Raw genomic sequence first — 26,672 nt, forward strand, 5'->3', positions numbered from 1 at the left:
TTTTGTTTCTCAAACAGCAAGGTAAGCATCAAAAAAGCCAATTCCAACCGGCTTCGGGCATTTAGGCTATTCCTGGTTACGCTGCTGTTCCTTTTTTCGCATTTCGGTAACCTTGCGTTCCAGCTCCTGTTGAAATTCTTCCATCACCGGCCGCACGGTACTTTCCGGCAGGTCGGCTATGCGAATATACATGAGTCCGTCAACTGCGTCATTAAACAACGGGTCTACATTAAACGCCACAACTTTTGCATTTTGCTTGATGTACTTTTTAATAAGTACCGGAAGTCTAAGGCTTCCCGGCTCTACTTCGTCTATGATCTTGTCAAACTTGTTGAGGTCGGCCTGGGTTTCGTCAAAGACAAAATCTTTGTCCGCATCTTTTAATTTCACCCTAAATTCCTTCTTCGGCCTAATGTACTGCGCTACATAAGGATCGTAATAATGCGACCTCATGAATTCGATCATCAGCGATTTTGAGAAATTCGAGAACTTATTGCTTATGCTTACGCCGCCAATCAGGTACTTGTGCTTCGGAAATCGCAGAGTGCAGTGTACAATACCTTTCCATAAGAGGAATAACGGCATGGGCCGCTGTTGATATTCCGCAGTAATGAACGCCCGACCCATTTCAATAGATTCGCTCATCATTTTATGCAGTTCGGGTTCAAACCTAAAAAGGTCCTGCAGGTAAAACCCCGAAATTCCGTGTTCTTCATAGATCTCGGCCCCCATTCCCATTCGATAGGCACCTGCAATCTTGTTGGCCTCGTGATCCCATAAGAACATGTGGTAGTAATAATCGTCAAACTTGTCAAGATCTGTAGACATGTTTGTGCCTTCCCCAATAGCTCTAAAGGTGATTTCCCGCAACCGCCCTATTTCCTTCAGGATGTTTGGGATGATCTCCTTTTTTGCCAGAAAAACCTCATAATTCTTGCTTTCCAGCAAACGCTTGTCGAGTTTCCGGCAGGTCTCCACTTCAGCCATCATCAAATCCAGTTGCGTCTCTTCCACAATTTTTTTTGGAGGCTTCTGAATTTTAAAATTCTTCGGAATACCTTTCAAAAATGGCTTTTTTTCGAAGGCATTCGCCAGCATGTAAGTTTTCCGGCGTAAAAAGGCTGTAAGGGATTCAACGCTTGAGATCTCCTGTATATCCTGCGGCTGAATGGCATTACCAATCCTCACCTTTATTTTTCGCTTCTTTTGAGATAGCATCTCGCTAGGCAGCTTGGCGGTTCTAAGAATATCACTTATTGATGCAAGCCTGTAAAAGAAAGTGCTGTTCTTCGCATGAAAATATATGGGGATCACCGGGACTTTGGCTTTTTGTATAAGCTTCATGGCAGCAGGATCCCACGGCCGGTCTACAATCATCCTGTGGTCGCGATAGGTAGAAACCTCGCCCGCAGGAAAAATTCCCAGTGGCTTCCCGTCCCGCAGGTGCAAAATAGCCTCTTTGATGCCTTTTGTGCTGCTCTGTGCTTCCTTGTGTTCTTCAAAAGGGTTCACAGGCATGATGTAAGGCTGTAATGGATCAATGCGCTGCAACAGGAAATTGGCAATTACCTTAAAATCCTCCCGCTTTGAAAGCAATAGCTTCAGAAGTATCATTCCGTCTATACCTCCCAGGGGATGATTGGAAATGGTAATAAAAGGACCCGATTTTGGAATACGCTTCAGGTCTTCTTCGGGAATCTCAAAGTTAATCTCGAATGCCTTCAGAAGGGAATCAATGAATTGCGGTGCGGTCATATCTTTCCGCTTGTCGTATTCTTTATTGATCACCGAGAGCTTGGTGGTTTTAAGAACTATCCATCCCATAGAAGTTCCCAAAAATCCGAATTTTTCTAAATTCATCACTTTGGCAACTTCTTTTGCACTTACAATTCCCATTTAATTTTTATTAAAAGTTAAAAAACTAGGGTATGGCTACAAGCTGAACCGTTTCCCGGGTAATTTGCTTAAGAAGCACTTTTTTGTCTTTCTCCAGCCCGGCCACTGCTTTCTCATCAAAATGCCGGATGGTATAAAGCGAGACACCCGTGTTATAATTCACCCTAAAGGTTGCCTTTAAATGGCTTAACAACTTTTCTAAGTTATTAAATTTATTGTCAATACAAACCGAAAAGCTGATGGCAGAATTCTGAATAAGATCAACTTTGATCTGATATTTATGGAAAAGGCTGAAGATCTCACTGATATTTTTTTCCAGGATAAATGAAAAATCGAGAGAAGATAAAGAGATAAGCACCTGATTCTTTTTGACGATAAAACAGGGTATCTTCGGAAGGATTGGCTGGCCTTTCTTTACTGCGGTTCCGGGATTTACGGGATTCAGAAATGACTTCACGTAGAGCGGAATTTCCTTGCGCTGCAATGGCTGAAGTGTTTTTGGATGGATCACCGAAGCCCCGTAAAATGCCAGTTCAATAGCTTCTTCATAAGAGATGTGTTCCAGCAGCTGCGCATTCTCAAACACCCGCGGATCGGCATTGAGCACCCCCGGCACATCTTTCCAGATGGTCACACTTTCGGCATTAAGGCAGTAGGCGAAAATTCCGGCTGTGTAATCACTGCCTTCACGCCCAAGCGTGGTTGAGAAATTATTGGGATCGGCCCCAATAAAACCCTGGGTGATAGAAAGGTTTTCCCGGCGCACCAGCGAAGTAATTTGTGCCTGAGTTTCTTCCCACTGCACCTGTGCATCGCGGTAAGTATTGTCTGTACAAATACAGTTCCTGGCATCGAGCAGGTCGTTCTTAATTCCGCAGGAAGAAAGGTATGAGCTCACAATGGTAGTAGAAAGCAGCTCCCCGTAGATCACCACCTGGTCATACACAAAATCGTAGTTGGTAGAGCGGTTGTGACGGAGAAAATTCTCGAGCGCCTCAAATAATTGTCGTACTGCAACAAAAGCAGGATGTTCCCTGTTCTCGAACAGTCCCAGCATAATTTCCCGGTGGAATTCCTTTACAGGCTGAAGCGCATCATTAAAATCCCCTTTTTGAAGGTAATCATTTACAACAACTTCAAGTGCATTGGTCATCTTTCCCATGGCCGAAATTACCACGAGTTTTTCAGCGGTTCCTTCGGCTTCTAATACCTGCAGCACATTTTTTACTCCGCCGGCATCCTTTACAGATGCACCTCCAAATTTGAAAACTTTCATGCGTTGGTCTCTACATATTTAGTAATTCCGTTCTCATCCATCTGCACGGTATACCAGTCCTTCAATATATTGGCGCCGCTGCGGGCGTAAAAATCTATCGCATGCTGGTTCCAGTCCAACACCACCCATTCAACCCGCTTTAGGCCCTGGGCTTTTGCATACTCGATCACCTTTTTGTACAAGGCATTTCCCAGGCCTGTACCGCGTTTTTCTTCACGAACAACAAGGTCTTCGAGATGCAGGGTACGGCCTTTCCAGGTAGAGAAACGGTAGTACACCAAAGCCATTCCTTCAATTGTGCCATCTACTTCGGCTACAAAAACATGAAAGAGCGGATGCTCTCCAAAACCTTCGTTTTCAAGAGTTTCTACTGTGGTGATTACCGCATCGGGTTCTTTTTCAAAGGCTGCAAGTTCCTTGATCAACTCCAGCACTGCCGGCATATCTTCTTTTCTTGCGTCTCGAATAATGGTGTTCATAGTTGCAGTTTGATTGCAAAAGTAGAGATTTGATTTTAAGATTAAATTACGAAAACGTTGTAGTGACTTAAAATTATTTACTTTAGTTTTGTTTGATAAAGCACATTTTCTACTTCAATGGTCAAGAAAAATCAGACGTTAGGCGAATTCATAATTGAAAATCAGGCAGAATTTCCCTTTTCTTCGGGAGAACTTTCAAGATTGATTAACTCTATCAGGCTTGCCGCAAAAGTGGTGAATCACGAGGTGAATAAAGCCGGACTCGTAGATATTACCGGGGCAGCAGGAGAGACCAACGTGCAGGGGGAAGATCAGCAAAAACTGGATGTTTATGCCAACGAGAAATTCATCCAAACCCTTACTAACAGGGAGATCGTCTGCGGAATTGCTTCCGAAGAATCTGAAGATTTCATCACCATTTCAGGCCAGAACAATGATCATAAGAACAAATATGTGGTGTTGATGGATCCGTTAGATGGCAGTTCGAATATTAATGTGAATGTTTCCGTAGGAACAATATTTTCCATTTACCGGCGCATTAGCCCAATTGGGACGCCCGTGCAGATGGAAGATTTCTTACAGCCGGGCAATAAACAGGTGGCTGCGGGTTATATCGTTTATGGAACTTCTACCATGCTTGTGTATACCACAGGCCACGGCGTGAATGGCTTTACCCTCAACCCGGCCCTGGGGTCATGGTATCTTTCTCATCCCGATATGAAATTTCCCGAAAAAGGCAGTATCTATTCAGTGAATGAGGGGAATTACGTACATTTCCCAAAAGGGGTGAAGAACTACATCAAATATTGCCAGGAAGAAAAGGAGGACAGGCCTTACACCTCCAGGTATATAGGTTCGCTGGTGTCCGATTTTCACCGCAATATGATCAAAGGCGGAATTTACTTTTATCCCACTACTTCCCATGCGCCTCAGGGAAAATTGAGGTTGCTTTATGAGTGCAACCCTATGGCTTTTATCGCTGAACAGGCCGGTGGTAAAGCCAGCAACGGCTTTAGCCGGGTTATGGATGTGGAACCTACAGAGTTACACCAAAGGGTTCCCTTCTTCTGCGGAAACAAAGAAATGGTTGAAAAAGTGGAAGAATTCATGGCCAAAAATCCCGAATAACAGCAGCCTCAAAAATGCCATTTTTAAGGGGGCTTTTCCAGAACCAAGAGTCTTGCCTTTAAATTATTTCTCCCTGTTAAGCAGGTAGCGGTAGTCGTCAAAGCTCATCCCGCTAAAGATCTCCATAGAGCGTTTAATGATGTCTTGAGCCGCTTTTTGGGAGAAACCTATGCCAATGGCATATTTTTTCAGAAGGTCCACTTCCTGCTCTTCAATATCATGATCGGAATATATGATTTTAAATAGGTCATAAAGTCGCTCCAGCCGTCCTTCAACCGAGTTATTGGGGTGAATGGGAAAAGCGTTTGGGTTTTGCAGCACCTTCATGTATTCCTCTTCCGCAATATCCAGTTTGGTCGCAAAACGCTTTAACTGCGCCTCTTCTTTGGCATTAATTGGCCCATCGGCGGCAGCAAGGTTGACAATAGCGGCAAAATGCCCAAGATTCCTGAGGTGTTCCCCGGTTCCAAAAAGATCTGAAAATGACATAGCACAATATTTTACTCAAATATAGCAATTTACTCTTATTCTTATCATTAGGGGTTTCCCCGCCTAAAAGGGCGGGGGCCACGCCTGCCTGCCGGCAGGCTTTCCGCTCATAGTCCCTCGCCTTTGCAGGCTTCGGGAGCTATCCGCCGCAATTGCTAACCCTTCAAAAATGGCATTTTCAGTTCTAATTTTTTCCTAATGCCACAGCTGCCCTGCACAAAAAATCCTAACTTGAATTCATGCCGCTTAAAAATCAGAAAAAACCGCTGCTTTGTTTTGATAAAAAAGGGATCTACTGCGAACCTGCAGGGGTATATCTCGATCCGTGGAAGCCGGTAGACAAGGCGATCATCACCCACGGCCACGCCGATCATTCCCGGTGGGGGCATAAGCAGTATATCACCCACCACACCAATGTTCCCATTATAAAACACCGACTTGGAGAAATAGAGGTTTCCGGAAAGGAATACGGGGAGACATTCGTCATTAACAACGTGAAATTTTCGCTTTTTCCGGCCGGTCATATTATTGGCTCTTCCCAGGTGAGGGTAGAACATAAAGGGGAAGTGTGGGTGTTTAGCGGCGATTACAAAACCGAAGACGATGGTCTCGCAGTTCCATATGAGCCGGTGAAGTGCGATGCTTTTATCACCGAATGCACTTTCGGACTTCCGGCTTTCAAATGGCTGCCACAGGAGCAGGTGATGAATGATATTAATACCTGGTGGCAACAAAATCAAAGTGAAGGAAAGACTTCGGTGCTGTTTGGCTATTCCCTCGGAAAAGCACAGCGATTGCTGAAGTTTTTGGATCCGTCTATAGGAAGGATCTTCACCCATGGCGCCATTGAAAATATGACTGAAGTAGTGCGACCCTTCGCCCATCTTCCTGAAACCATCAGGATCACGAGGGAGACAAAAAAGGAAGAGCTAAGAGGCGGAATGGTGCTGGCACCGCCCAGCACTCACGGTAGTACGTGGATAAGGAAGATGGTACCCTTTGAAACCGGAATGGCCAGTGGCTGGATGGCCTTTAGGGGTGCACGCCGCCGGAGAGCCGTCGACCGCGGATTCGTACTTTCTGACCATTGCGACTGGCAGGGATTGTTGGCTTCAATTAAAGCTACAGGTTGCGATCGGGTGATCTGCACCCACGGCTACTCCGAGATCTTTAGCCGATTTTTAAATGAGCAGGGCTACGACGCCCGCACCGCCGAAACTCAATATGAAGGGGAGTTGGCAGAGATGAACTCTAAATCAGAAGAAAATGATGAAAATTAAACTAGACCTCAAAGGTTTTCAAAACCTGTGAGGTCTTGGATTGGGTTACCGGATAATGGATATTTTAAAAGAAGTGATTAGTGGTCGGTAGTCAGTAGTCAGAAAATAGACAGGAAAAATAATCAATTAGCAGTAAATAGTAAACAGTAAAGAACAAACAATAAACAATTTTCCAATTAACCAATCACCAATCACTAACGTGAACGAATTCGCAGCACTTATAAGGGAACTTGACAGCACCAACAAAACAACGGTGAAGGTGGCGGCATTGACACGCTATTTTCAGCGGGTGCAGAATAAAGATAAGGTGTGGGCGATAGCAATTCTCTCGCACCGCCGTCCGCCGCGACCCGTGAACACCACTTTGCTGCGGACATTTGCTGCCGAGCTAGCTAATATTCCGTTATGGCTCTTTGAAGAATCTTACCATATCGTGGGAGATTTAGCTGAAACTATAGCGCTGGTAATTCCCCCGGCAGAAGAATCCAGCGAGAAAAGCCTCACACAATACCTTCAGGAAATAATTGACCTCAAAGCAGCCACTGAATCAGATAAGAAAGCATACCTGCATGAGAACTGGGTCGCTCTCAATTATTACGAGCGTTTCGTTTTCACGAAGCTCATTACCGGAAGTTTCAGGATTGGCGTGAGTCAGAAGCTCATGACCCGTGCCCTCTCAAAAGCTACAGAAATAGATGAAGATGTGCTGGCATATAAGCTGATGGGCGATTGGGATCCTCAAAAAATCACTTTTCAAAAGCTCATTTTAGAGGAGAATGAAGAAGATTTTCTTTCCAAGCCATACCCGTTCTACCTGGCATACGCTATTGAAGGAGCTCCCGAAGATCTTGGTGATCCTTCCGACTGGTCGGCTGAACATAAATGGGACGGAATAAGGTCGCAGGTAGTGATTCGCAATAGAGAGATCTTTGTGTGGAGCCGGGGAGAGGAACTGGTAACCGATAAATACCCTGAGTTTTCTGTATTTTTGAAAGTCATACCGGACGGGACTGTAATAGATGGTGAAATTTTGCCCTTTCCTGAAGGTGGCATTGGCACATTCAATGACTTGCAAACCCGCATTGGCCGAAAAACTGTTTCCAAAGCCCTGCTGAAAAAGACCCCGGTGATCCTGAAAGCCTACGATTTGCTGGAATGGGAGGGAAAAGACATCCGGAATTTGCCATTTTTGGAACGCAGGCAGATCCTCGAGAAACTCCATTCCACGGTGAAAACTGAAGCACTGCCTTTTCATCTTTCAGAAACCATTTCCTTTAACAAATGGGAAGAAGCAACTGCCGAACGGGAGCGGGCCAGGGAGGTGAAGAGCGAAGGCCTTATGCTCAAACGTTGGGATTCGCCTTACCTGGTGGGGCGCAAAAAGGGAGATTGGTGGAAGTGGAAAGTAGCACCTTTAACCGTTGATGCCGTGCTCACCTACGCCATGCGCGGCCACGGGCGCCGTTCCAATCTCTTTACCGATTACACTTTCGCCCTGTGGCAGGATGATGAGCTGGTAACTTTCGCCAAAGCCTATTCCGGACTCACAGATGCTGAATTCCGCCAGGTGGATGCCTGGATAAAAAAGAACACCCTGGAACGTTTTGGACCAGTGCGTTCAGTAAAACCTGAACTGGTTTTCGAAATAGCTTTCGAGGGTATAGCCGAATCTAAAAGACATAAAAGCGGAGTCGCCACAAGGTTCCCGCGAATTTTAAGATGGAGACAGGACAAAAAAATAGAAGAAGCGAATACCATAGAAGAATTGAAGCAGTTGATCCCGAAGTGAGATTGTGGTGCGATGGACCACCCCGTCTCCGCTCCCGCGGATCCACCCCTCCTTAAAAAAAGGAGGGGAGCCTTTAGGAATAGCTTTGCTGTTCTGCGTGAGAAATTGGGGTTAGAAAATTATGAAGTGTAGTAGAATCAAAAATAGTAGCACAAATAGCTCCTTCCCTTGCTAAGGGAAGGTGGATCCGGCGAATAGCCGGAGACGGAAGGGTCCCCTGGGAACACGAATCACTCTTTGAACCACTGAAAACCAAAGACGCAAAGCTCCAACCACGCAGAATCATGAATAAGAGAGAACTCATAAAACTCGCCAACGACTGGTTCAAATCCCAATCCTGGAAATCCTTTGCCTTTCAAAAGGAATCCTGGAACTCATTTTTAGACGGGAAGCACGGACTCCTCAACGCCCCCACCGGAAGTGGAAAGACCTACGCCCTCTGGATTCCTATCGTGCTAGATTACATCAGGCAAAATCCAGATTATAGAACCAAACATAAACCCGGACTGAAAGCTATCTGGATCACACCGCTGCGGGCACTATCGGTGGAAATAGAGCAGGCGGCAAATCGCTTTGCGCAGGACATTGGCAGCGGACTCACAGTTGGAATCCGAACTGGTGATACTTCCCAGAAACTGAGGGCGGCCCAGAAGAAGCAAATGCCCGACCTCCTTATCACTACACCCGAGAGTCTGCAGCTGTTGTTGTCCTCCAAAGGCTATGAAAAAACATTTAAAGATCTCAATGCCATCGTAATTGATGAGTGGCATGAACTGTTGGGCACCAAACGTGGAGTCCAGATTGAGCTGGCGCTTTCCAGACTCAAAACTGTGGCTCCAAAAATGAAGATATGGGGGATCTCTGCCACTATTGGAAATTTACAGGAGGCAAGGGAAGTGCTTCTAGGACCGGAGTCAGAAGCTTTCGAAAATTCTGTTTTGATACGCGCTGATATTAAGAAAAAGATCACGGTAAAGTCCATTATTCCGGAGAAGATGGAGACTTTTCCCTGGCGGGGACACCTGGGATTACATCTTATTGATGAGGTGGTGCCGATTATTAGGAATTCAAGAACCACTTTACTTTTTACCAACACACGATCCCAGTGCGAGATCTGGTTCCAGCGGATACTTCAGAAGTACCCTGAATTTGCGGGAGAACTGGCCATGCATCACGGTAGTATAAATAAAGATACACGGCTGTGGGTCGAGCAGGCGATAAGGGATGAGCAGCTTAAGGCGGTGGTGGCAACTTCCAGTCTTGACCTCGGAGTGGATTTTGCGCCGGTTGAGACCATCATCCAGATCGGCGGACCAAAAGGAGTGGCGCGATTTCTTCAGCGGGCGGGACGAAGCGGACACCAGCCGGGCAAGGAAAGTGTGATCTACTTTTTACCTACCCATGCGATGGAGCTTATTGAGGCTTCAGCTTTACAAAAAGCTGTAAAAAATACTGTGGTGGAAGATCGGATCCCTTATTTGAATTCATTCGATGTTTTAGTTCAGTATTTAACCACTTTGGCAGTGTCTGACGGATTTTTTCCGCAGGAGATCTGGCCCGAAGTCAAATCAACTTTCTGCTATCAGGCGCTTTCCGAAGAGCAGTGGGAATGGCTGCTCAACTTCATCACTCAGGGGAGTCAGACGCTGCAGGCCTACGATGAATACAAAAAGGTGGAGATCGAGGAAAATGGTTTATTTAAAGTCAATAACCGGGCTATTGCTATGCGGCACCGGCTGCAGATAGGTACGATCGTGAGTGATGCTGTATTGGCAGTGAAATATTTGGGCGGCGGCTACATTGGGACTATTGAAGAGTGGTTCATTTCCAAATTAAATCCGGGAGACGTCTTCACCTTCGCAGGTAAGAACCTGGAGCTGTACCAGATCAAGAACATGCAGGTGATCGTGAAGAAGTCAAAGGTGAAAAATTCCCGTTTCCCGAGTTGGGCAGGGGGGAGAATGTCATTTTCTGCACAAATGAGTGAGCTGCTGCGGGAGGAAATGTTTGTGGCTTCTGAACTCGATGTCACCCCGAGCGAAGTCGAGGGGTCTCTCGCCGCGAAGAATCAAACTTCTATTGAGCTTGAGGCGATGCACAACATTTTTCAGAGGCAAAAGAGAGAATCCATTATTCCGAAAAAAGATGAATTCCTGATTGAAACCTTCAAAACCCGCGAAGGTTACCATGCTATTTTTTACCCTTTTGAAGGCCGCTTCGTTCATGAAGCCATGGCCAGTCTGCTCGCCTACAGGATTAGTTTGCTATCGCCCATCACTTTCTCCCTTGCCTTCAATGACTACGGCTTTGAGCTGTTGTCTGACCAGCAAATTGATATGCAGCAGGTCTTTGATAACGACCTTTTTTCTGCGGAATACCTCATGGATGACCTGCAAACAAGTTTAAATGCCACCGAGATGGCAAGAAGAAAATTCAGGGACATTGCAGTAATCGCCGGAATGGTGTTTACGGGCTTTCCGAATAAGATGATCAAGACAAAGCATCTTCAGTCAAATTCGCAGCTGTTTTTCAGTGTTTTTAGGGATTACGAGCCGGACAATTTATTGTTTCAGCAGGCGTTTAGGGAAACATTCGAGCATCAGTTGGAAGAGGGCAGGTTGAGAATGGCTATGGAGCGCATTTCGGAACAAAAATTGGTTTGGAAACAATGCGAAAAACCCACACCTTTCGCATTTCCGATCATCACCGACAGGATGCGCGAGAAATTGTCTTCAGAAAAACTGGAGGATCGAATTAAAAAAATGATGGCACAATGGGGTGACCTGTAGCTTCAAAAATGACAAAAACGCTTAGTCTTTATAATCAGAATTTTACTTTACATCCATCCGGAGCCATGTTCTGGGAGGAGGAAGACCTGCTGGTGATAAGTGATGTGCACCTGGGGAAGGTGTCGCATTTCCGGAAGTTTGGTAGCGCAGTACCCCAAAATGCAATTGCAGGGAACTTTCAGAAAATGAATGAGGTCATTGCCTTTTTTAAACCCTCAAAAATAGCATTTTTGGGAGATCTTTTCCACAGCTCCCTGAATAAGGAATGGCTGTTATTTGAGCACTGGCTCGAAAATATGTCTGCTGAAGTTATTCTGGTGGAAGGAAACCACGATATTATTTCACCGCTTAAATATGAGGCACTGGGAGTTTTTGTCACCCCAGAAATTGTGCTGAAAAACTTCCTCTTCACCCATCATCCCGAAGAAAGACCCGGATTCTTCAACTTTTCGGGACACATTCACCCCGGAGTCAAAATTAGAGGTCGCGGCAGGCAGCAGCTTAAACTGTCCTGCTTCTTTAAATCTAAAGATCAATTGATCCTGCCCGCCTTCGGCGAATTCACAGGAAAGCACATCCTCATTCCGCAGGGTGATGATGAGGTTTACGTGGTGACGAAGGAGGAAGTGATTTGTCTCAATGATTAAGGATTAATAGAATACAGAATCAAAGCCAGATTAGATTTTTCAGGTGCTCAAACCAAAAAGAATGGCACCGGAATGAAAAGCCAATTTTTCACCCCAACCCTAAAGGGAGAAATTGGCTTTTCATTCCAATTAAAATTTCAAAGGCTTTTTTGCCACCCTTTAGTCCCGATAGGTATCGGGAGGGGTAAAGCAAAAAAGAAATCAGAAAGGGATATTGGTATCTTGAAATTAAATTACCTGAAAATGCTGAACAAGGAAAAAGTAAAAGCGCAAATTGAGAATTTTCCTAATGAATTTTCTATAGATGATCTTATGGAGAGGTTGATCTTTATGGAAAAGATGGAAAAGGGAATTCTCCAGTCGGAGGGGGGTGAGGTGATTCCAGATACCGAGTTGGAAAAGGAGATGGGAACCTGGTGAAAAGCCAATTTTTTACCCCAACCCTAAAGGGAGAAATTGGCTTTTCATTTCCAACAAAAAAATGGAAATACTTTTTTGCCAATCTTTAAGGCAGGGGAAGGCAAAAAAGAGTATGATCTAATCTGCAAAATCAGCGAAATCAGCGGGGAATATTACTGAACTAACGCCTAATAGCCAACGGCCAATAGATTAAACTCATAACTCTGAACTTTCTAACTCATAACTGTATTTTAACTTCTGTTTAAAACTCACCTCCTTTAGCCTTTGAGCATTAAGCTTTATCTTTGCAAAAAATAAATTTTTTGAGTAAAAATTCTATTGCCCAAAGCTTTGCACAGTCGGCTCAACAGCTTGAACTGGGGAAAGCGCTTGCCCTGCCGCGAACTCACGTGCAGTTAAAAGGCCTCGTAGGCTCTGCACTATCTTTTGTCATTGCCAATGCTTTTGAAGAAGCTGAAAAGCCTTTTTTGCTGATCTTCAATGACAAGGAAGAAGCTGCCTACTACCTGAATGACTTTGAGCAACTACTGGGTGATAAGAATGTACTGTTCTACCCCGGAAGTTACCGCAGACCTTACCAGCTGGAAGAAACCGACAACGCCAATGTGCTGCTTAGGGCAGAGGTGCTCAACCGCATCAATTCCAGGAAGAAACCTGCAATAATAATTACCTACCCGGATGCCCTTTTTGAGAAGGTAGTAACGCGGAAGGAACTTGAAAAAAATACGCTGAAGATCAAGGTCAGCGATGAACTTTCTATAGATTTCGTGAATGAGATCATGTTCGAATACAAGTTCAAAAGAGTGGATTTTGTCACCGAACCCGGAGAGTTTTCAGTTCGAGGGGGAATCCTGGATGTGTTTTCTTTCAGTAATGATGAGCCGTACAGGATTGAATTCTTTGGCGATGAGGTGGAAAGCATCAGGACCTTTGATGTGGAGGCCCAGCTATCTACAGATCAGGTGAAGAAGATTACTGTAATCCCGAATGTGGAGCATAAGCGGCTTCAGGAGGTGCGGGAAAGTTTTTTAAAGTACATTTCAGATCAAACGGTGATCTTCAGTCAGGATCCTGACTTGCTGTATGATCGAATTGACAAGCTCTTCAGCAAAGCCAAAGAAGCTTTCAAGAACCTTTCCGAAGAAATAAAACATAACGAACCGGAAGAATTGTTCTGTAATTCGGCACTGTTGAAGGGGCAGATGCAGGAATATTCGCTGGTGGTGACCAATTCCCATCAACCAGAGGATATTGCTGAAACAATTACCTTCAACACCAAACCCCAGCCATCGTTCAACAAGAATTTTGAACTGCTTATTCAGAATTTTAGGGAGAACAGCGAAGACGGTTTTACCAATTATATTTTTTGCGTAAGTGAACAGCAGGCGAAGCGTTTTCATGACATTTTTGATGATGTTGACCAGGAGGTGAAATATAAAACTGTGGTGCTTTCAATGTACCAGGGTTTTGTTGCTGAAGGCCAAAAAATGGTGTGCTACACAGATCACCAGATCTTTGAACGTTACCACAAATTCCATTTAAAAAATGGGTACGCCAAGAAACAGGCGATTACTCTAAAGGAGCTTACAAATCTTGAAGTCGGCGATTATGTGACGCATATTGACCACGGAATTGGGAAATTCGGCGGACTCCAAAAAATCGATGTGGAGGGCAAAAAGCAGGAAGCGATCAAGCTCATCTATGGCGAGCGCGACATCCTGTACCTGAGTATACATTCGCTGCACAAGATCTCAAAATACAACGGTAAGGATGGAAAGCCACCAAAGATCTATAAACTAGGCAGCAACGCCTGGAAAAACCTGAAACAAAAGACCAAAGCACGTGTCAAGCACATTGCCTTTAATCTTATTGAACTATATGCCAAGCGCAGGCTGCAGAAAGGCTTTGCCTATGGTCCCGATTCCTATTTACAGCACGAGCTGGAGGCCTCATTCCTCTACGAAGACACGCCCGATCAAAGCACCGCAACATCTGATGTTAAAGCCGATATGGAGAACGAGCGTCCCATGGACCGACTCGTGTGCGGGGACGTGGGCTTCGGAAAGACGGAAGTTGCCATTAGAGCTGCTTTTAAAGCAGTAGACAATGGAAAACAGGTTGCAGTGCTGGTGCCCACGACAATTCTCGCATTTCAGCATTACAAGACTTTTACTGAGCGCCTGAAGGATTTTCCCGTGACTGTGGATTACCTGAACCGTTTCAGGACAGCGAAGGAAAGAAAAACCACCCTGGAAGAGCTGGAGAACGGAAAGGTGGATATTGTTATTGGAACCCATCAGCTGGTGAACAAGGCGGTGAAGTTTAAAGATCTCGGTCTCCTGGTTGTGGATGAGGAGCAGAAATTCGGAGTAGCTGTAAAAGATAAGCTGAAGACCATCAAGGAAAATGTCGATACGCTTACTCTCACGGCAACACCGATACCGCGTACGCTGCAATTCAGTTTAATGGCGGCACGGGATCTTTCTACGATAACTACTGCTCCGCCAAACAGATATCCGATTGAGTCGCACGTGATAAGATTTTCAGAAGAGACCATTCGTGATGCAGTATCTTATGAGATTCAGCGGGGTGGGCAGGTATTCTTTATTCACAACCGGGTAGAGAACATTAAAGAAGTCGCCGGAATGATACAGAGGCTGGTGCCTGATGCGAAGATCGGTATCGGTCATGGGCAAATGGAAGGTAAAAAGCTGGAACAGCTTATGCTGAAGTTCATGAACGGGGAATTCGATGTGCTGGTTTCTACCACCATAGTGGAAAGTGGACTTGACGTGCCGAATGCCAACACAATCTTTATCAACAATGCAAATAACTTCGGACTTTCAGACCTGCACCAGATGCGCGGGCGTGTAGGCCGAAGCAACAAAAAAGCATTTTGTTATTTCATCACTCCGCCATATTCTGCCATGACCGATGATGCCCGGAAAAGAATCACTGCCCTGGAGCAGTTCAGTGAACTCGGCAGCGGCTTTAATATTGCAATGAAGGATCTGGAAATTCGTGGTGCAGGTGACCTTTTAGGAGGGGAACAAAGCGGGTTCATCAACGAAATTGGTTTTGATACTTACCAGAAGATCCTGAACGAAGCTATAGAGGAACTGAAGGAAAATGAATTCAGGGATCTTTACCAGGAGCAGGAGAAAGAGGACAAGGAGTATGTGAAGGACACGCAGATCGATACAGATTTCGAATTGCTGTTCCCCGATGATTATATCAACAACATTTCTGAAAGACTTAATCTTTACACCCAACTCAACAACCTGAAAACGGAAGAAGAACTTCAAAAATTTGAAGCCGAACTGGTAGACCGATTTGGAGAACTACCAACTCAGGCCGAAGATCTCCTGAACAGCGTCCGCATCAAATGGATTGCCTCAAAAATTGGAGTCGAGAAAATAATAATGAAGCAGGGGAAACTGATAGGCTATTTCATTGCCGACCAGCAGTCGCGTTTCTACCAGAGCAAAGCCTTTACAAGAGTACTGCAATACGTGCAAACGCATCCGCAGAGCTGTACGATGAAAGAAAAGAAAACCCGCAGCGGGTTGAGGTTATTACTTACGTTTGAGAAAGTGACTTCGGTAGACAAAGCTTTAAAAGTACTGCAGCCGCTGGATGTGAAGACAATGGTTGAGGTGGAGGAAGAATAAAACCTCTCAAAAATGACATTTTTGAGAGGTGGTGTTCTAATTATAGTACACTGGAATTAGGACATTGATAAGCCTTTAGAGTCCACAATAGTCCATTTATCACTAATCCTCCGAAAAAAATATATTGCTGTAAAGGAGGCCAATCTACTTGTTCCTACACTGGCGATGACAGCCGCTTCATTTCCTGCTTCATTAAAAGAGATTCTGGAAAAGGATAGTAATTTATTTATTTGATAATAATCTGCTGAGAATTCTCTTAGATGCTGTTCTCCAAATTCTACGACAGAATCGCTTCTTAATGTTCTTAATTCTGCAATATTCAGAGGTTTTTGATCTTGCAAAGAATTGAGGCGGTGAATTAATTCTCTCTTACTAAAATTAAAATCCATAATATCCAACCTGGATTCTAAGGGTTGCATGTTTGGGATTATACCCACTATCTGCTTGCCAGCCTTCAATGAATCTATGATGGAAGTGTACTGGTTTAAAATTCTTAAGGAATCTTTTTTGTCCATGCCTTGAAAATTTGGCGGTGGGGGCGGTATTTTTTTTGCCAGGGAATCATATAACACGGATATAATTTCCTGCTCCGCCAAATTTTTATTCTTAGTTAAATTATCTTGACAAGCCGCCAGGAAGGTTAAAAGAATAAGGAGCAGGTAAATTTTCTTCATGACTTAATTTTTAGAAGTTTATTTAAAAACCTGCATTTAAGGTAGCGAGGCAGTGTCCTGCTGCGACAAAAATGCAATGCTCCAAATTAAGAAGTTTTTTTTTGTATTTTCTATTAAACAAACTTCTTCGTGAGGAGCTGCAATATGTGCAAACGCATTCGCAGAGCTGCACGATGAAAGAAAAGAAAACCCGTAGCGGTTGAGGTTGTTGCTGACATTTGAAAAAGTGACACGGTAGATAAAGCTTTAAAAGTGCTGCAGAAGGCGAAAGTGGAAATGGAGGGAAAATAAAACCTCTCAAAAAATGATTTTTTGGAGAGGTTGTTCAATAACTAAGGAAGAAATTTTTATTCAATTAATAAGGTAGAGCCAAAATAAAATTCCCAGCCTGCCGGTAGCTTTTTGTATACCTCTAAACCTTCAAATCCAGGCATAGTTACAAAAATAATTGCCAATTGGTGGTCTTTTGTGAAAATAGGAATTGAAGCTTTAATGGCCTTTTTTGACTTGGTAAGATGGAGCGGCGTTAAAGCTATCTTCTTCCATTTAATATTTTTTTGTTCTATTTGGGATAACATATAATACCTATCATCTTCTGTAAATAATTTTTCAGTGTTGATTTTAAATTTTTCATTAATTATAGTGACAGCACTATCTCTTTTGTGAGATGCAACAAGATTGGTTAATGAATCGATTTTTTTCAACCATCGTTGCATATAATTCTCACTATAATTATCAATAATCAAACTCCCTGGTTTTTCAATAAATTTTTTTCGAGATATATCAGGGTTATTAGGACTTATGTTGACCGATTTAAAATAAAGTCCTGATGGTATTGAGTGCTTTTCATTAAAGGCTTTCAAAACATTAGTAATTTCTCCGGAATTCTTGATACTTCTTACTGTGCTGCAAGAAAGAAATAAGATTCCTAATAATATTGTTAATTTTATTCTATTCATATTTAAGGACATTTCTCACCTTTTGCATTGGTTGTTGCTTTATTTATTGCATCTCCCTCAGCTTTATTAGCTTCTTTAATTAATTCTTGAAAATCCTCATCCAATTTGTCAAAGGCGGTAGTTTTTAACATATCACCAGACCAACCTAATGCTTCATAATAATTTAAAATGTGGTCCAAGGAATGATTGTCCCATGATGCCAAAGAAGCGCCTATGGCTTCTGTAAATTGTGTCATAAACTCATGTTCACCTAATTTACTTTTTTCTGTTCGATATCTATTTAGTTTTTGCATGAAAGTTGTCGTGGGATCATCTTGGTATAAATAACCTAGATAAGCATGAAGACTTTCATGAATGATCGTACGTGCAATGGCAAGTTGACTAGCGTTTTCAATATAACCTTGGTCTAAAGTTATGGTAAACGTAAATTCTCCTAAACGATTGGAGCTTGGAGAAGTATATGCATTACGCGCATGCCCATTAGCGTTAGTTGCATCTCCAATTTTAAAATTTAAATGATATTCATTAGATGTTTTGAAAAGATCTAGAATAATTTGTGAAAGATGGCTTACTTCAGTACCTAAGTCAGGAATAACTGACAATTGAGAGTCTTTCACCTGTAATTTTTCTATAATACCTTCTACACAATCATTATTCAAATTGTCTGTATTGATTTTATCCTCTTCCTCTGTGGGCTTCTCTATTTCTCCAAAACAGTTTCCATTACTATCCATAATACATTCTGTGTTGGTTGGGTCCTCCTCCTTTTCTTCCAGTATAGGGCTTGTGGTAGTACCTCCACTGCTTGTACCTCCACCTCCACCAGAGTATGATCCCTCACTACCATCATCAATTGACTCATTTGTTCTTTCTTCTGGTGTGTAAGTTGTTGTGCAGCTTTCGGAATAAGTAATAAGACATCTTTCTGTAGAACCTGAACCTGAACAAATCTCATTTCCAAATGTATATGTGCAGGTGGTAGAAAAACCTTTTTGAATTGATTTTGTATGAATTTGTTTCCCGTTTTCTAATTCCATTTCCCCGATTTTTTCTCCCTCAATAGTATAAAATTCGATTAATCCTGAATAGGGTAGAAGTTTATCTTTTGAAAGGAGCCATTTTGGATCGGGTTTATATCTTAAAATTCTCATGGTGAATTCCTTACTATTTAATTCATTAATCACCAGGTTATCAAAATAGGTCTCATTTATTATCTCTGTTGAGACCTTGCTTAATGGAACGGTATAGCTAAAAAATCCATAATTATTTTTTATTTTTTTACTAGGCACATTGGTTTTGGCACTCCCGAAACCTGTATGGGAATCAGATTTTTTAGTTGCTGTTTTTCCCTTAATATTTAAAAAGCTCTTGTGGACGTATGAAGGTAATTCTTTATAGTCTATTTCTTCAACACTATAGTTGATTTCGTCGTTTGATGCGGTTAGAATTTCTTCTTTCTCACAGCTAATTAATATTACAATCGATAAGAGCAGGTAAATTTTCTTCATTTCATAATTTTTAGAAGATTATTTAAAACCTGCATTTAAGGTAGGGGGGCAGAGTCGTGCTGCGACAAAAATGCAATAGATAGGGCAATCTCTCTTTTTTTTTGAATTAGGCAAGAAAAATTTTATAAAAGTGGTCTTTGTGATTTTTTCATTCTAAAAGCTGCGCACCATGAAAGAAAAGAAAACCCGCAGCGGGTTGAGGTTATTACTGACGTTTGAGAAAGTAACTTCGGTAGACAAAGCGCTGAAAGTATTACAGCCCCTGGATGTGAAGGCGACCGTGGAAGCCTCCTAACCCTGAAGGGAAAGTAATATGGAGCAGACCTCACAGGTTTTCAAAACCTGTGAGGTCTTATAAATTATAAAAAAACTACTCTTTATAAGCTTCGGCATAAGGAGACCAGATCTCATAGATAGGGTCGCCTTTAGAGCTTTTACCGCTGTGATGCCATTCTCCATCTTTCACTTTGTAATCAAAATTCAGGCTGGCGCCAACGCGGTTGTCATCTCTTGAGAAGAATTCAATATTTTCTGTGTATTTGCCGTCTTCAGCTGTGTATGTGCCGCCTCCGGTTCCCGAGAAATCTCCCGTTTCGGAATTAAATGCCACCCATTGAAAGCGGTCGCCGCCAAGTATCTTTATGGTTCTCCTGGCGCCGGGCGTACTGCGGTTAAGTTCCCCGTCGCGTTGTCTGCCTGTGATCACCCAGTTTCCGGAGAGGTCGTTGGTGTCGTCTGATATTCTTCTCCAGGTATAGGTAGTGCCATCTTCAGCCGTAAGGTTGAGCAGGTTCTTCTGAATTTCAACCGGTTCATACTGTCGGGTTTCTCCTAAAGTCGTGATATCTTCGGTATTGAAATCGTAGGTTTCGGTATAGAGGTCGTCTAAGGTATATTCCCCGCCCGCAGCGCTAATGAATTTATTTGTACCGGCTTCTTTGGTGCCCTGTGCAAAATAATTGTCCATATAGATCCTTACCGTCTCCCGGTCATTAACAGGCTGATGATCTCTTTCTACAAGAACCCATGAACCCTCCAGGTTCTGGGCAGTTGCCATACTGAAAAACATCAGCAAGGGCAGGAATAGTAATTTTTTCATGTTCAGAGAATTAGCTCCTCTAAAATACTGAATTTTTCAGAAATTATTCCTCTTCGTCTGTATAGGTATCGTATTCAGGATAAAGGAAATTGTTGTAAGGAAAACGGGTGATGTGAATCTCTCTTACTGCCTCATAAACCTTTTTCCTGAACTCTTCCATATTCTCCTTGTTGAGGGCCGAAATGAACAGCACATTATCGCCAAGACGGTTCATCCAGGTGTTTTCCCATTCTGCCAAAGTGTAGTGGGAGCTTGTTTTTTCGGTCATCAGGTCATCTTCCTCGATCTTTTCGGCTTCATAAGCATCAATTTTATTGAAGACCATCAAAGTCGGTTTTTCACCACTTTTGATCTCGGCCATAATCTGGTTAACCGAAGCAATATGATCCTCGAACTGCGGATGGGAAATATCTACCACATGCAGCAAAAGATCGGCTTCGCGTACCTCATCAAGCGTAGATTTAAATGATTCTACCAACTGTGTCGGTAATTTTCTAATGAACCCAACAGTATCTGTCAGTAAAAAAGGGAGATTGCGGATTACCACTTTTCGAACCGTAGTATCGAGGGTGGCAAAAAGCTTGTTTTCAGCAAAGACCTTACTCTTGCTAATCACATTCATCAATGTAGATTTTCCAACGTTGGTGTAACCTACCAAAGCCACTCTCACCAGTTGTCCGCGGTTTCCACGCTGCACTTCCATTTGTTTGTCAATGGTCTCCAGCTTTTTCTTGAGAAGGGCGATCTTGTCACGTACAATTCGGCGGTCAGTTTCAATCTCGGTTTCCCCGGGACCTCTCATTCCAATACCCCCACGCTGGCGTTCCAGGTGAGTCCACATCCCGGCAAGTCTTGGAAGAAGATATTGGTACTGCGCAAGCTCTACCTGTGTGCGGGCGTAGCTTGTTGTGGCTCTCTGGGCAAAAATGTCAAGAATAAGGTTCGTTCTGTCCAGCACCTTGCAGTTAAGTATCTTTTCGATATTTTTTTGCTGCGCAGGAGAGAGTTCGTCGTCAAAAATGGCAGTTCCTATCTCATTTTCAGAAACAAAGAGACGCACTTCTTCCATCTTCCCCGTACCTATAAAGGTTTTTGGGTTGGGCATGTCCATTTTCTGCGTAAAACGCTTTTTGACCTCGCCTCCCGCAGTGTAAGTCAGGAATGCAAGTTCGTCAAGGTATTCTTCGAGTTTTTCTTCGTTCTGCTCGCGGGTGACGATCCCAATGAGCACAACTTTTTCGTATTCTAAATCGTTTTTTTCTAACATACAAGCTGAGCTATGGAAACAAAGTTACACAAATGATTTTTACAAGCCGAAGCCGCGAACTGCGAGAGCTCTTAAACATTAGCTAAATTTAAGGCTGAAAAATTTCTTCTGAAAATGCCTTTTTTAGAAGGTATAGGTGAATCCTGCTCCAAAAACTTCCCTTACCTGAAATGCGCCTACAATATTATCATCGTAAATGGCCTGAAAGATCAAGTTAGCCGAAAGATATTTGTTGATCCCCATATCGAGGTTGAGTAGGTAATCAATATCAATATTTTCGGGTTGGTCGAGATAATTGGAGTACAGGCTAAGATTATGCTCCATGGTAACATTGGTCATCACCTCATATTTGAAATAAGAACTTACCGAAGCCCCCAGTTCAAAGCGGCTACTTTTGTTGGTATCAACACCGTAGTAGGAGCCGTCAACATATCCGGGAGTTGAAGTAAAATCTGGGTCTACAAAGATAAACCTTGCTGTGGCAGGTGCCAGGTTAAACCAAAAATCCTCACTTTTTTTCCACATCATACCTGGCCCAAACTGAAGGTAGGCTGGAGAAATGAAATGCGTGGTTTCACGGCGGACAGGCAGCCCGGTTTCCTGATCCTGAGAATACACATAACCTTTGCTGAACTGCGTTCTAAAATTGGTGAAAAAGGAGTAATACCAGTTGGAGTTTTCCATTTGTTTCCCCAAGATACTGTTGATCTCGAGACGGTCGCTGGTTTTGCGGGTAAATTCATCCCCCTTCAGTTTTGTAAGACCGTAGTTGGCAAGGAATTTATTGTCCCAGGTCAAATTCCCTTTTCTATAATTCAGGCTGTAATCAAGCACCAGGTTTGCAGCCATACTCGAAGTTCCGCCGCCGGTCCATTCCGCATTAAAAGCCGACTGGTTAAAGAGTAGCTGGAATTTTCCTTCGGAAGACCAACCATCAGGCGGAGTGTCATTCTTGTCGTTATTTTCGTCCTGGGCGTTTGCCACAAATCCGAATAAAATAAAAGTATAAAGTAAAAATTTCTTCATGTACTACTTTTTAAACAGCGGTACAGATGAACAGGCTTCGCCATACATGATGCTTTTTGCTACCGGCTGAAGTTTATTAATAAGTTGCAGATATGCATTTTGAGGTACAGGGCGGCGCGAGCAGCCTTTTATAATTACCGGCAGCCCTTCATATTTAGAAACATCAAGGTTTTGCAGGATCTCTGTATAAAGTACTGTTTCGAGCATTGACAGGTCTCCCGTAACCACTTTTTTGGCATATGGAGCAAGGTAGGTACTGAGCAGCATATAAGCCCAGCCCGGAATAATGGCATCACTGGAACAGGTAAGGGCAACGTACTTATTGCTGTACTGCGACCAGTCGTGTTCTTTTGCAGTAGCCCTAAAGTCTTTTTCCCTAAGCACAAAACCTTCCAGAAGCCAGTCTTTTATGTCAAAGATTACCCGCTCGCCTGCAGGATAAAGTTCCTCCAGGTCAACAGTTACAAGTTTGCTGTTTGCTACGCGGTTTATAATTTCTTCAGCCATAAAAATTTAAAAGATAGTTCTGTTTATTAAAGCATTCCCAGTTCAAGCTTTGCTTCTTCGCTCATGAGGTCCTGGTTCCATGGCGGGTCAAAAGTGATCTCTACTTCACAGTCTTTTACCTCGTCCATAGATTTTACCTTCTCTTCTACTTCCATAGGAAGAGATTCGGCTACAGGGCAGTTGGGAGTAGTTAGGGTCATAAGGATCTTGATCTCGTTGTCTTCATTGACCATTACGTCATAGATCAACCCCAGTTCATATATATCTACCGGAATTTCGGGATCGTAAATGGTTTTCAAAACCCTTACGATCTTTTCTCCTAAAACTTCGGAATTTTGTGCGTGTTCCATCTTAATTTAATTGGGTTTGATATGCTACTGCATACATTTTTAACTGCTTTATCATGCTCACAAGACCATTGGCCCGGGTAGGGGACAAATGTTCTTTTAAGCCAATCTCATCGATAAAAGCAGTATCAGCTTCTATAATATCTTTGGGATGCTGGTTAGAATAGGCGCGAATGAGAATAGCGATGATGCCTTTGGTAATAATGGCATCACTATCGGCTGTAAAAACAAGCCTGTCTCCTTCCAGTTCGGCATGAACCCACACTTTACTCTGGCAGCCTTTAATAAGGTTGTCTTCTGTCTTGTACTTTTCTTCTATGAGCGGCAGAGACTTTCCAAGCTCGATCATGTGTTCGTAGCGTTGCATCCAGTCATCAAACATCTCGAATTCATCTACAATCTCGTCCTGTATTTCTTTTATGTTGCTCACTACTGTTCTATTTTAATTAAAGTCATTAAAGGTACATCATTGTTGGAATAAATAACAAATTCATTGCCAGTGTGATCCAGTTTTGAGACCTTCTCGAAGGAAGACAGAATTTGTCTTTCTACCTCCATTTTTCCCTTGCAGTACTTTCTTGTATTCATAGGGGTGGAAAATTCCAGATTGTTCCCCTGCTGATTGTAATGCGCTGAAAAATCATTACAACCCGTATTTCCCGAAAGTTTACTTGCCATAGGATTAAAGTTGAAAACAATATCTCGGGGCAGAGATTCGTGGCCGGGAATTGTTATCACCCTGTAATTGCCATCAAGAATTTCTTCTGTAACAGTGTCTATGGTATTAGCACATGAAAGGGAAATTACAGAAAGTATTAAAAGCAGTATTTTCTTCATTTACCGTAATTTAAGACAGCATTTGTTTTGCTTTTTTTACTGCTTCAACAAATGTATCTATTTCTTCTTTAGTGTTATAAAAAGAGAAAGAAGCTCTTACTGTACCGGGTATCCTGAAGAAATCCATTACCGGTTGAGCGCAATGATGGCCTGTTCTTACGGCAATTCCCAATTTGTCTATAATGGTGCCAATGTCGTAAGGATGGATCTCTCCAATGTTGAAAGAGATGACCGCTGTTTTGTCTGAAGAAGTTCCGTAAATTTTCAAATCTTCTATTTCCAGCAGCTTTTGGGTAGCGTATTCCAGGAGCTCATGTTCATAGGCAGCAATCTTTTCAAAACCTATATTGTTCATGTAGTCAAGGGCCGCTCCAAAGGCTATCCCGCCGCAAATATCGGGTGTTCCGGCTTCGAATTTGTGTGGCAAATCGGCATAGGTGGTTTTTTCAAAGGTCACCGTGGCAATCATTTCGCCTCCTCCCTGGTAAGGCGGAAGTTTTTTAAGCCATTCCTCTTTTCCGTAGAGCATACCTACTCCCGTGGGGCCGCACATTTTATGAGCAGAAACTACGTAAAAATCCACATCGAGCTTCTGTACATCTGCTTTGATGTGAGGTGCCGCCTGTGCGCCATCTAAAAGCACTGCTGCACCTACAGCATGAGCCTTCTGGATGATCTCTTCAACCGGGTTCACAGTTCCCAAAGCATTAGAAACATGATTGACAAATACCAGCTTCGTTTTTTCAGAAAGCAGTTTTTTGTACTCCTCCATTTTAAGCATCCCTTCATCATTCATAGGGATTACCTTCAGCTTTGCACCGGTTTTCTCACATAACATTTGCCAGGGTACAATATTGCTGTGATGTTCTAAAGCTGAAACGATGACCTCATCGTCTTTCTTTAGAAGGGAAGCAAATCCACTTGCCACAAGGTTTATAGCGTGGGTAGTACCCGAAGTGAGAATTATTTCGTGGGCCTTAGCTGCATTAAAATGCTCCTGAATTTTTATCCGTGCCTGCTCATAAGCATCAGTAGCTTCCTGAGACAGGGTGTGAACTCCGCGGTGAATGTTCGCATTGTATCGCGTGTAATAGTCAACAATAGCATCAATTACCTGCTGCGGAGTTTGGGAAGTTGCCGCATTGTCAAAATAAACCAGCGGTTTTCCATTCACCTCCCGGGAGAGGATGGGAAAATCTTTTCTTATGGCTTCCACATCAAAGTGGGTTTTGGTAGAGGCAACTTTCATGAGTAAGTTTTTTGTTTCGGGTTACAGGCTGTAGCCCACATTCACCCCAAGTTTCAGGGCAATGATATTGGTGATCCTTGCTTTAAGCTCCGGAATTTTTACACTTTCAAGTACATTATTGGCAAAGGCGTACATTAAAAGTGCTCTTGCTTCTTTTAGCGGAATTCCGCGTGAGCGCAGGTAAAATAAAGCTTCATCGTCTAATTGACCAATAGTACAGCCGTGGCTACATTTTACGTCATCGGCAAAGATCTCCAGCTGTGGCTTGGAATTAATTGTCGCTTTATCGTCCAGCAATATGTTATTATTCGCCTGAAAAGCATTTGTTTTCTGAGCCTCTTTATTAACCACGATCTTTCCATTAAAGACACCTGTAGAAGACTCGGCGAATACGCCTTTGTAATCCTGATGGCTCTCACAGTTTGGTTCGGTGTGATGCACTAAGGTATTATGGTCTACGTGTTGCTTGCCGCCAATTACCGTAATCCCTTTTAAAGTGGAGTCTATGCGCTCTCCTTTTTGGTAGTAATTAAGGTTGTTTCGGGTAAGGTTTCCACCAAAAGAAAAGGTATGTACAGAACAGTGGCTTTCCCTGTGCTGTTCAATAAAAGTATTGTCAATTAAAGAAGCATTGTGATTGTCGTTCTGAATTTTGTAATAGTCAACAATCGCTCTTTTATCGGCAAAGATCTCAGTAACCGAGTTGGTTAACACAGGTTGATCTGTAAGACTTTGATGCCTTTCAATAATTTGCACATGCGAATTCTCCCCAACAACAATAAGGTTTCTTGGCTGCACCAGTAAGGCCGATTCATTACCGGTAGAGAAATTCAGCACCTGTATGGGCTTATCGGCCATTGTATTCTTCGGAATATTGATGAAAGCACCTTCTCTCGAAAAAGCAGTGTTTAAAGAGGTAAGACTTTCTTTTGGGGCCACCGTATTGAAGTAGTTATCAATAATTGGCTTGTATTTCGAATTGTTCAATGCCGAAGACATCAGGCAGGCATCGATTTTTTCGTGTGTTGTAGCCGAAAGGTGTGAAGAATAGATCCCATCGATGAACACGATCTTATAGGTATCAATGTCATCTATGAAATACTGCTCAACATCGCGGTAATCAATGGTGTCATGTTTTTTTGGAAATACGGTGTAATCGTGCTTCAAAACCTTGTTCAGGGAAGTGTATTTCCAGGCTTCCTGTTTTCTTGTGGGGAAGCCCATCTCTTCAAAATCCTTAATGGCCCGGCTTCTTATGTCGTGAATATCACTATTCATGTTCACGTTCTCTTCAAAAGCCAGAAATGAGGATAATAATTTATCTTTTAGCTCCAT

Annotated in this window: 24 protein-coding genes; 8 read left to right on the top strand and 16 right to left on the bottom strand. The window is 43.0% G+C overall.

Features of this window, described 5'->3' with window-relative positions; genetic code table 11:
• Positions 1-66: 66 nt before the first annotated feature.
• From ACQ93I_RS01965 to ACQ93I_RS01975, 3 genes are read right to left on the bottom strand one after another with little or no spacing between them, the layout of a single operon-like run.
• A complete protein-coding gene (locus ACQ93I_RS01965; protein WP_431696915.1) occupies positions 67-1,896 on the bottom strand; it encodes a lysophospholipid acyltransferase family protein in 1,830 nt (609 codons plus the stop codon).
• Positions 1,897-1,921: 25 nt separating this feature from the next.
• Positions 1,922-3,172, bottom strand: a complete 1,251-nt coding sequence (locus tag ACQ93I_RS01970; protein ID WP_431696916.1) for an aspartate kinase — start codon at positions 3,170-3,172, stop codon at positions 1,922-1,924.
• Positions 3,169-3,651: an N-acetyltransferase family protein gene (locus ACQ93I_RS01975; RefSeq protein ID WP_431696917.1), complete on the bottom strand. Its 483-nt coding sequence runs from the start codon at positions 3,649-3,651 to the stop codon at positions 3,169-3,171. Before ACQ93I_RS01975 ends, ACQ93I_RS01970 begins: the two co-directional genes overlap by 4 nt.
• A 117-nt stretch (positions 3,652-3,768) precedes the next feature.
• Here ACQ93I_RS01975 and fbp point away from each other — a divergent pair, with 117 nt between their 5' ends.
• Complete coding sequence (fbp, locus tag ACQ93I_RS01980) at positions 3,769-4,779, top strand: class 1 fructose-bisphosphatase (RefSeq protein WP_431696918.1); 1,011 nt, start codon at positions 3,769-3,771, stop codon at positions 4,777-4,779.
• 63 nt (positions 4,780-4,842) lie between these two features.
• Here the strand turns inward: fbp and ACQ93I_RS01985 are convergent, their stop codons facing one another.
• On the bottom strand, positions 4,843-5,268 hold the full coding sequence (locus ACQ93I_RS01985; protein ID WP_431696919.1) for a TerB family tellurite resistance protein: 426 nt from the start codon (positions 5,266-5,268) through the stop codon (positions 4,843-4,845).
• A 239-nt stretch (positions 5,269-5,507) separates the two neighbouring features.
• Between ACQ93I_RS01985 and ACQ93I_RS01990 the strand changes: the two genes are divergently transcribed.
• The 6 genes from ACQ93I_RS01990 (at position 5,508) to mfd (ending at position 15,864) form a co-directional block, all read left to right on the top strand.
• Positions 5,508-6,548, top strand: a complete 1,041-nt coding sequence (locus tag ACQ93I_RS01990) for a ligase-associated DNA damage response exonuclease (protein ID WP_431696920.1) — start codon at positions 5,508-5,510, stop codon at positions 6,546-6,548.
• A gap of 199 nt (positions 6,549-6,747) precedes the next feature.
• The gene (locus tag ACQ93I_RS01995; protein WP_431696921.1) at positions 6,748-8,337 is read left to right on the top strand and encodes an ATP-dependent DNA ligase; all 1,590 of its coding nucleotides are present in this window, start codon (positions 6,748-6,750) and stop codon (positions 8,335-8,337) included.
• Between the two features lie 284 nt (positions 8,338-8,621).
• On the top strand, positions 8,622-11,126 hold the full coding sequence (locus ACQ93I_RS02000; RefSeq protein ID WP_431696922.1) for a ligase-associated DNA damage response DEXH box helicase: 2,505 nt from the start codon (positions 8,622-8,624) through the stop codon (positions 11,124-11,126).
• Between the two features lie 8 nt (positions 11,127-11,134).
• The gene (pdeM, locus tag ACQ93I_RS02005; RefSeq protein WP_431696923.1) at positions 11,135-11,773 is read left to right on the top strand and encodes a ligase-associated DNA damage response endonuclease PdeM; all 639 of its coding nucleotides are present in this window, start codon (positions 11,135-11,137) and stop codon (positions 11,771-11,773) included.
• 243 nt (positions 11,774-12,016) lie between these two features.
• Positions 12,017-12,193, top strand: coding sequence for a hypothetical protein (locus ACQ93I_RS02010; protein ID WP_431696924.1), 177 nt, complete (start codon positions 12,017-12,019; stop codon positions 12,191-12,193).
• A gap of 302 nt (positions 12,194-12,495) precedes the next feature.
• Entirely contained in the window at positions 12,496-15,864 is a 3,369-nt protein-coding gene (mfd, locus tag ACQ93I_RS02015) for a transcription-repair coupling factor (protein ID WP_431696925.1), read from the top strand.
• Between the two features lie 56 nt (positions 15,865-15,920).
• Here the strand turns inward: mfd and ACQ93I_RS02020 are convergent, their stop codons facing one another.
• The 3 genes from ACQ93I_RS02020 to ACQ93I_RS02030 form a co-directional block, all read right to left on the bottom strand.
• Complete coding sequence (locus ACQ93I_RS02020; RefSeq protein ID WP_431696926.1) at positions 15,921-16,538, bottom strand: hypothetical protein; 618 nt, start codon at positions 16,536-16,538, stop codon at positions 15,921-15,923.
• Positions 16,539-16,885: 347 nt separating this feature from the next.
• The gene (locus ACQ93I_RS02025) at positions 16,886-17,497 is read right to left on the bottom strand and encodes a hypothetical protein (protein ID WP_431696927.1); all 612 of its coding nucleotides are present in this window, start codon (positions 17,495-17,497) and stop codon (positions 16,886-16,888) included.
• Positions 17,498-17,499: 2 nt separating this feature from the next.
• A complete protein-coding gene (locus ACQ93I_RS02030) occupies positions 17,500-19,005 on the bottom strand; it encodes a hypothetical protein (RefSeq protein WP_431696928.1) in 1,506 nt (501 codons plus the stop codon).
• 169 nt (positions 19,006-19,174) lie between these two features.
• Between ACQ93I_RS02030 and ACQ93I_RS02035 the strand changes: the two genes are divergently transcribed.
• Positions 19,175-19,300 carry a hypothetical protein gene (locus tag ACQ93I_RS02035; RefSeq protein ID WP_431696929.1) on the top strand — a complete coding sequence of 42 codons (126 nt, stop codon included), beginning with the start codon at positions 19,175-19,177 and terminating at the stop codon, positions 19,298-19,300.
• A 75-nt stretch (positions 19,301-19,375) separates the two neighbouring features.
• Here the strand turns inward: ACQ93I_RS02035 and ACQ93I_RS02040 are convergent, their stop codons facing one another.
• From ACQ93I_RS02040 to sufD, 9 genes are all read right to left on the bottom strand, one after another.
• On the bottom strand, positions 19,376-20,104 hold the full coding sequence (locus ACQ93I_RS02040; protein WP_431696930.1) for a hypothetical protein: 729 nt from the start codon (positions 20,102-20,104) through the stop codon (positions 19,376-19,378).
• 43 nt (positions 20,105-20,147) lie between these two features.
• Positions 20,148-21,371, bottom strand: coding sequence for a GTPase HflX (gene hflX, locus ACQ93I_RS02045; RefSeq protein ID WP_266070053.1), 1,224 nt, complete (start codon positions 21,369-21,371; stop codon positions 20,148-20,150).
• Between the two features lie 123 nt (positions 21,372-21,494).
• Positions 21,495-22,397, bottom strand: a complete 903-nt coding sequence (locus ACQ93I_RS02050; RefSeq protein WP_431696931.1) for a DUF3078 domain-containing protein — start codon at positions 22,395-22,397, stop codon at positions 21,495-21,497.
• 3 nt (positions 22,398-22,400) lie between these two features.
• Positions 22,401-22,904 (bottom strand): DUF2480 family protein, encoded by a 504-nt coding sequence (locus tag ACQ93I_RS02055; protein WP_431696932.1) that lies wholly within the window; start codon positions 22,902-22,904, stop codon positions 22,401-22,403.
• 26 nt (positions 22,905-22,930) lie between these two features.
• Positions 22,931-23,254, bottom strand: a complete 324-nt coding sequence (locus ACQ93I_RS02060) for an SUF system Fe-S cluster assembly protein (RefSeq protein WP_266070050.1) — start codon at positions 23,252-23,254, stop codon at positions 22,931-22,933.
• A 1-nt stretch (position 23,255) separates the two neighbouring features.
• Positions 23,256-23,633: a SufE family protein gene (locus ACQ93I_RS02065; RefSeq protein WP_266070096.1), complete on the bottom strand. Its 378-nt coding sequence runs from the start codon at positions 23,631-23,633 to the stop codon at positions 23,256-23,258.
• 47 nt (positions 23,634-23,680) lie between these two features.
• A complete protein-coding gene (locus tag ACQ93I_RS02070; protein ID WP_431696933.1) occupies positions 23,681-24,088 on the bottom strand; it encodes an META domain-containing protein in 408 nt (135 codons plus the stop codon).
• A 10-nt stretch (positions 24,089-24,098) separates the two neighbouring features.
• The gene (locus ACQ93I_RS02075) at positions 24,099-25,337 is read right to left on the bottom strand and encodes an aminotransferase class V-fold PLP-dependent enzyme (protein WP_431696934.1); all 1,239 of its coding nucleotides are present in this window, start codon (positions 25,335-25,337) and stop codon (positions 24,099-24,101) included.
• A gap of 21 nt (positions 25,338-25,358) precedes the next feature.
• A complete protein-coding gene (sufD, locus tag ACQ93I_RS02080; RefSeq protein WP_431696935.1) occupies positions 25,359-26,672 on the bottom strand; it encodes a Fe-S cluster assembly protein SufD in 1,314 nt (437 codons plus the stop codon).

Source organism: Salinimicrobium sp. WS361, from assembly GCF_050750585.1.
GTDB lineage: Bacteria > Bacteroidota > Bacteroidia > Flavobacteriales > Flavobacteriaceae > Salinimicrobium.

Bases quoted from the DNA above. Each gene is read 5' to 3' on its own strand.
- ACQ93I_RS02010 (WP_431696924.1), top strand. From the start codon at position 12,017: ATGCTGAACAAGGAAAAAGTAAAAGCGCAAATTGAGAATTTTCCTAAT.
- ACQ93I_RS02075 (WP_431696934.1), bottom strand. From the start codon at position 25,337: ATGAAAGTTGCCTCTACCAAAACCCACTTTGATGTGGAAGCCATAAGA.
- ACQ93I_RS02055 (WP_431696932.1), bottom strand. From the start codon at position 22,904: ATGGCTGAAGAAATTATAAACCGCGTAGCAAACAGCAAACTTGTAACT.
- ACQ93I_RS02000 (WP_431696922.1), top strand. From the start codon at position 8,622: ATGAATAAGAGAGAACTCATAAAACTCGCCAACGACTGGTTCAAATCC.
- ACQ93I_RS01990 (WP_431696920.1), top strand. From the start codon at position 5,508: ATGCCGCTTAAAAATCAGAAAAAACCGCTGCTTTGTTTTGATAAAAAA.
- ACQ93I_RS01975 (WP_431696917.1), bottom strand. From the start codon at position 3,651: ATGAACACCATTATTCGAGACGCAAGAAAAGAAGATATGCCGGCAGTG.
- ACQ93I_RS02050 (WP_431696931.1), bottom strand. From the start codon at position 22,397: ATGAAGAAATTTTTACTTTATACTTTTATTTTATTCGGATTTGTGGCA.
- ACQ93I_RS02025 (WP_431696927.1), bottom strand. From the start codon at position 17,497: ATGAATAGAATAAAATTAACAATATTATTAGGAATCTTATTTCTTTCT.
- ACQ93I_RS01965 (WP_431696915.1), bottom strand. From the start codon at position 1,896: ATGGGAATTGTAAGTGCAAAAGAAGTTGCCAAAGTGATGAATTTAGAA.
- ACQ93I_RS02060 (WP_266070050.1), bottom strand. From the start codon at position 23,254: ATGGAACACGCACAAAATTCCGAAGTTTTAGGAGAAAAGATCGTAAGG.
- ACQ93I_RS01970 (WP_431696916.1), bottom strand. From the start codon at position 3,172: ATGAAAGTTTTCAAATTTGGAGGTGCATCTGTAAAGGATGCCGGCGGA.
- ACQ93I_RS02035 (WP_431696929.1), top strand. From the start codon at position 19,175: ATGAAAGAAAAGAAAACCCGCAGCGGGTTGAGGTTATTACTGACGTTT.
- fbp (WP_431696918.1), top strand. From the start codon at position 3,769: ATGGTCAAGAAAAATCAGACGTTAGGCGAATTCATAATTGAAAATCAG.
- sufD (WP_431696935.1), bottom strand. From the start codon at position 26,672: ATGGAGCTAAAAGATAAATTATTATCCTCATTTCTGGCTTTTGAAGAG.
- ACQ93I_RS02040 (WP_431696930.1), bottom strand. From the start codon at position 20,104: ATGAAAAAATTACTATTCCTGCCCTTGCTGATGTTTTTCAGTATGGCA.
- ACQ93I_RS02070 (WP_431696933.1), bottom strand. From the start codon at position 24,088: ATGAAGAAAATACTGCTTTTAATACTTTCTGTAATTTCCCTTTCATGT.
- ACQ93I_RS02065 (WP_266070096.1), bottom strand. From the start codon at position 23,633: ATGTTTGATGACTGGATGCAACGCTACGAACACATGATCGAGCTTGGA.
- ACQ93I_RS02030 (WP_431696928.1), bottom strand. From the start codon at position 19,005: ATGAAGAAAATTTACCTGCTCTTATCGATTGTAATATTAATTAGCTGT.
- ACQ93I_RS01985 (WP_431696919.1), bottom strand. From the start codon at position 5,268: ATGTCATTTTCAGATCTTTTTGGAACCGGGGAACACCTCAGGAATCTT.
- pdeM (WP_431696923.1), top strand. From the start codon at position 11,135: ATGACAAAAACGCTTAGTCTTTATAATCAGAATTTTACTTTACATCCA.
- ACQ93I_RS02020 (WP_431696926.1), bottom strand. From the start codon at position 16,538: ATGAAGAAAATTTACCTGCTCCTTATTCTTTTAACCTTCCTGGCGGCT.
- hflX (WP_266070053.1), bottom strand. From the start codon at position 21,371: ATGTTAGAAAAAAACGATTTAGAATACGAAAAAGTTGTGCTCATTGGG.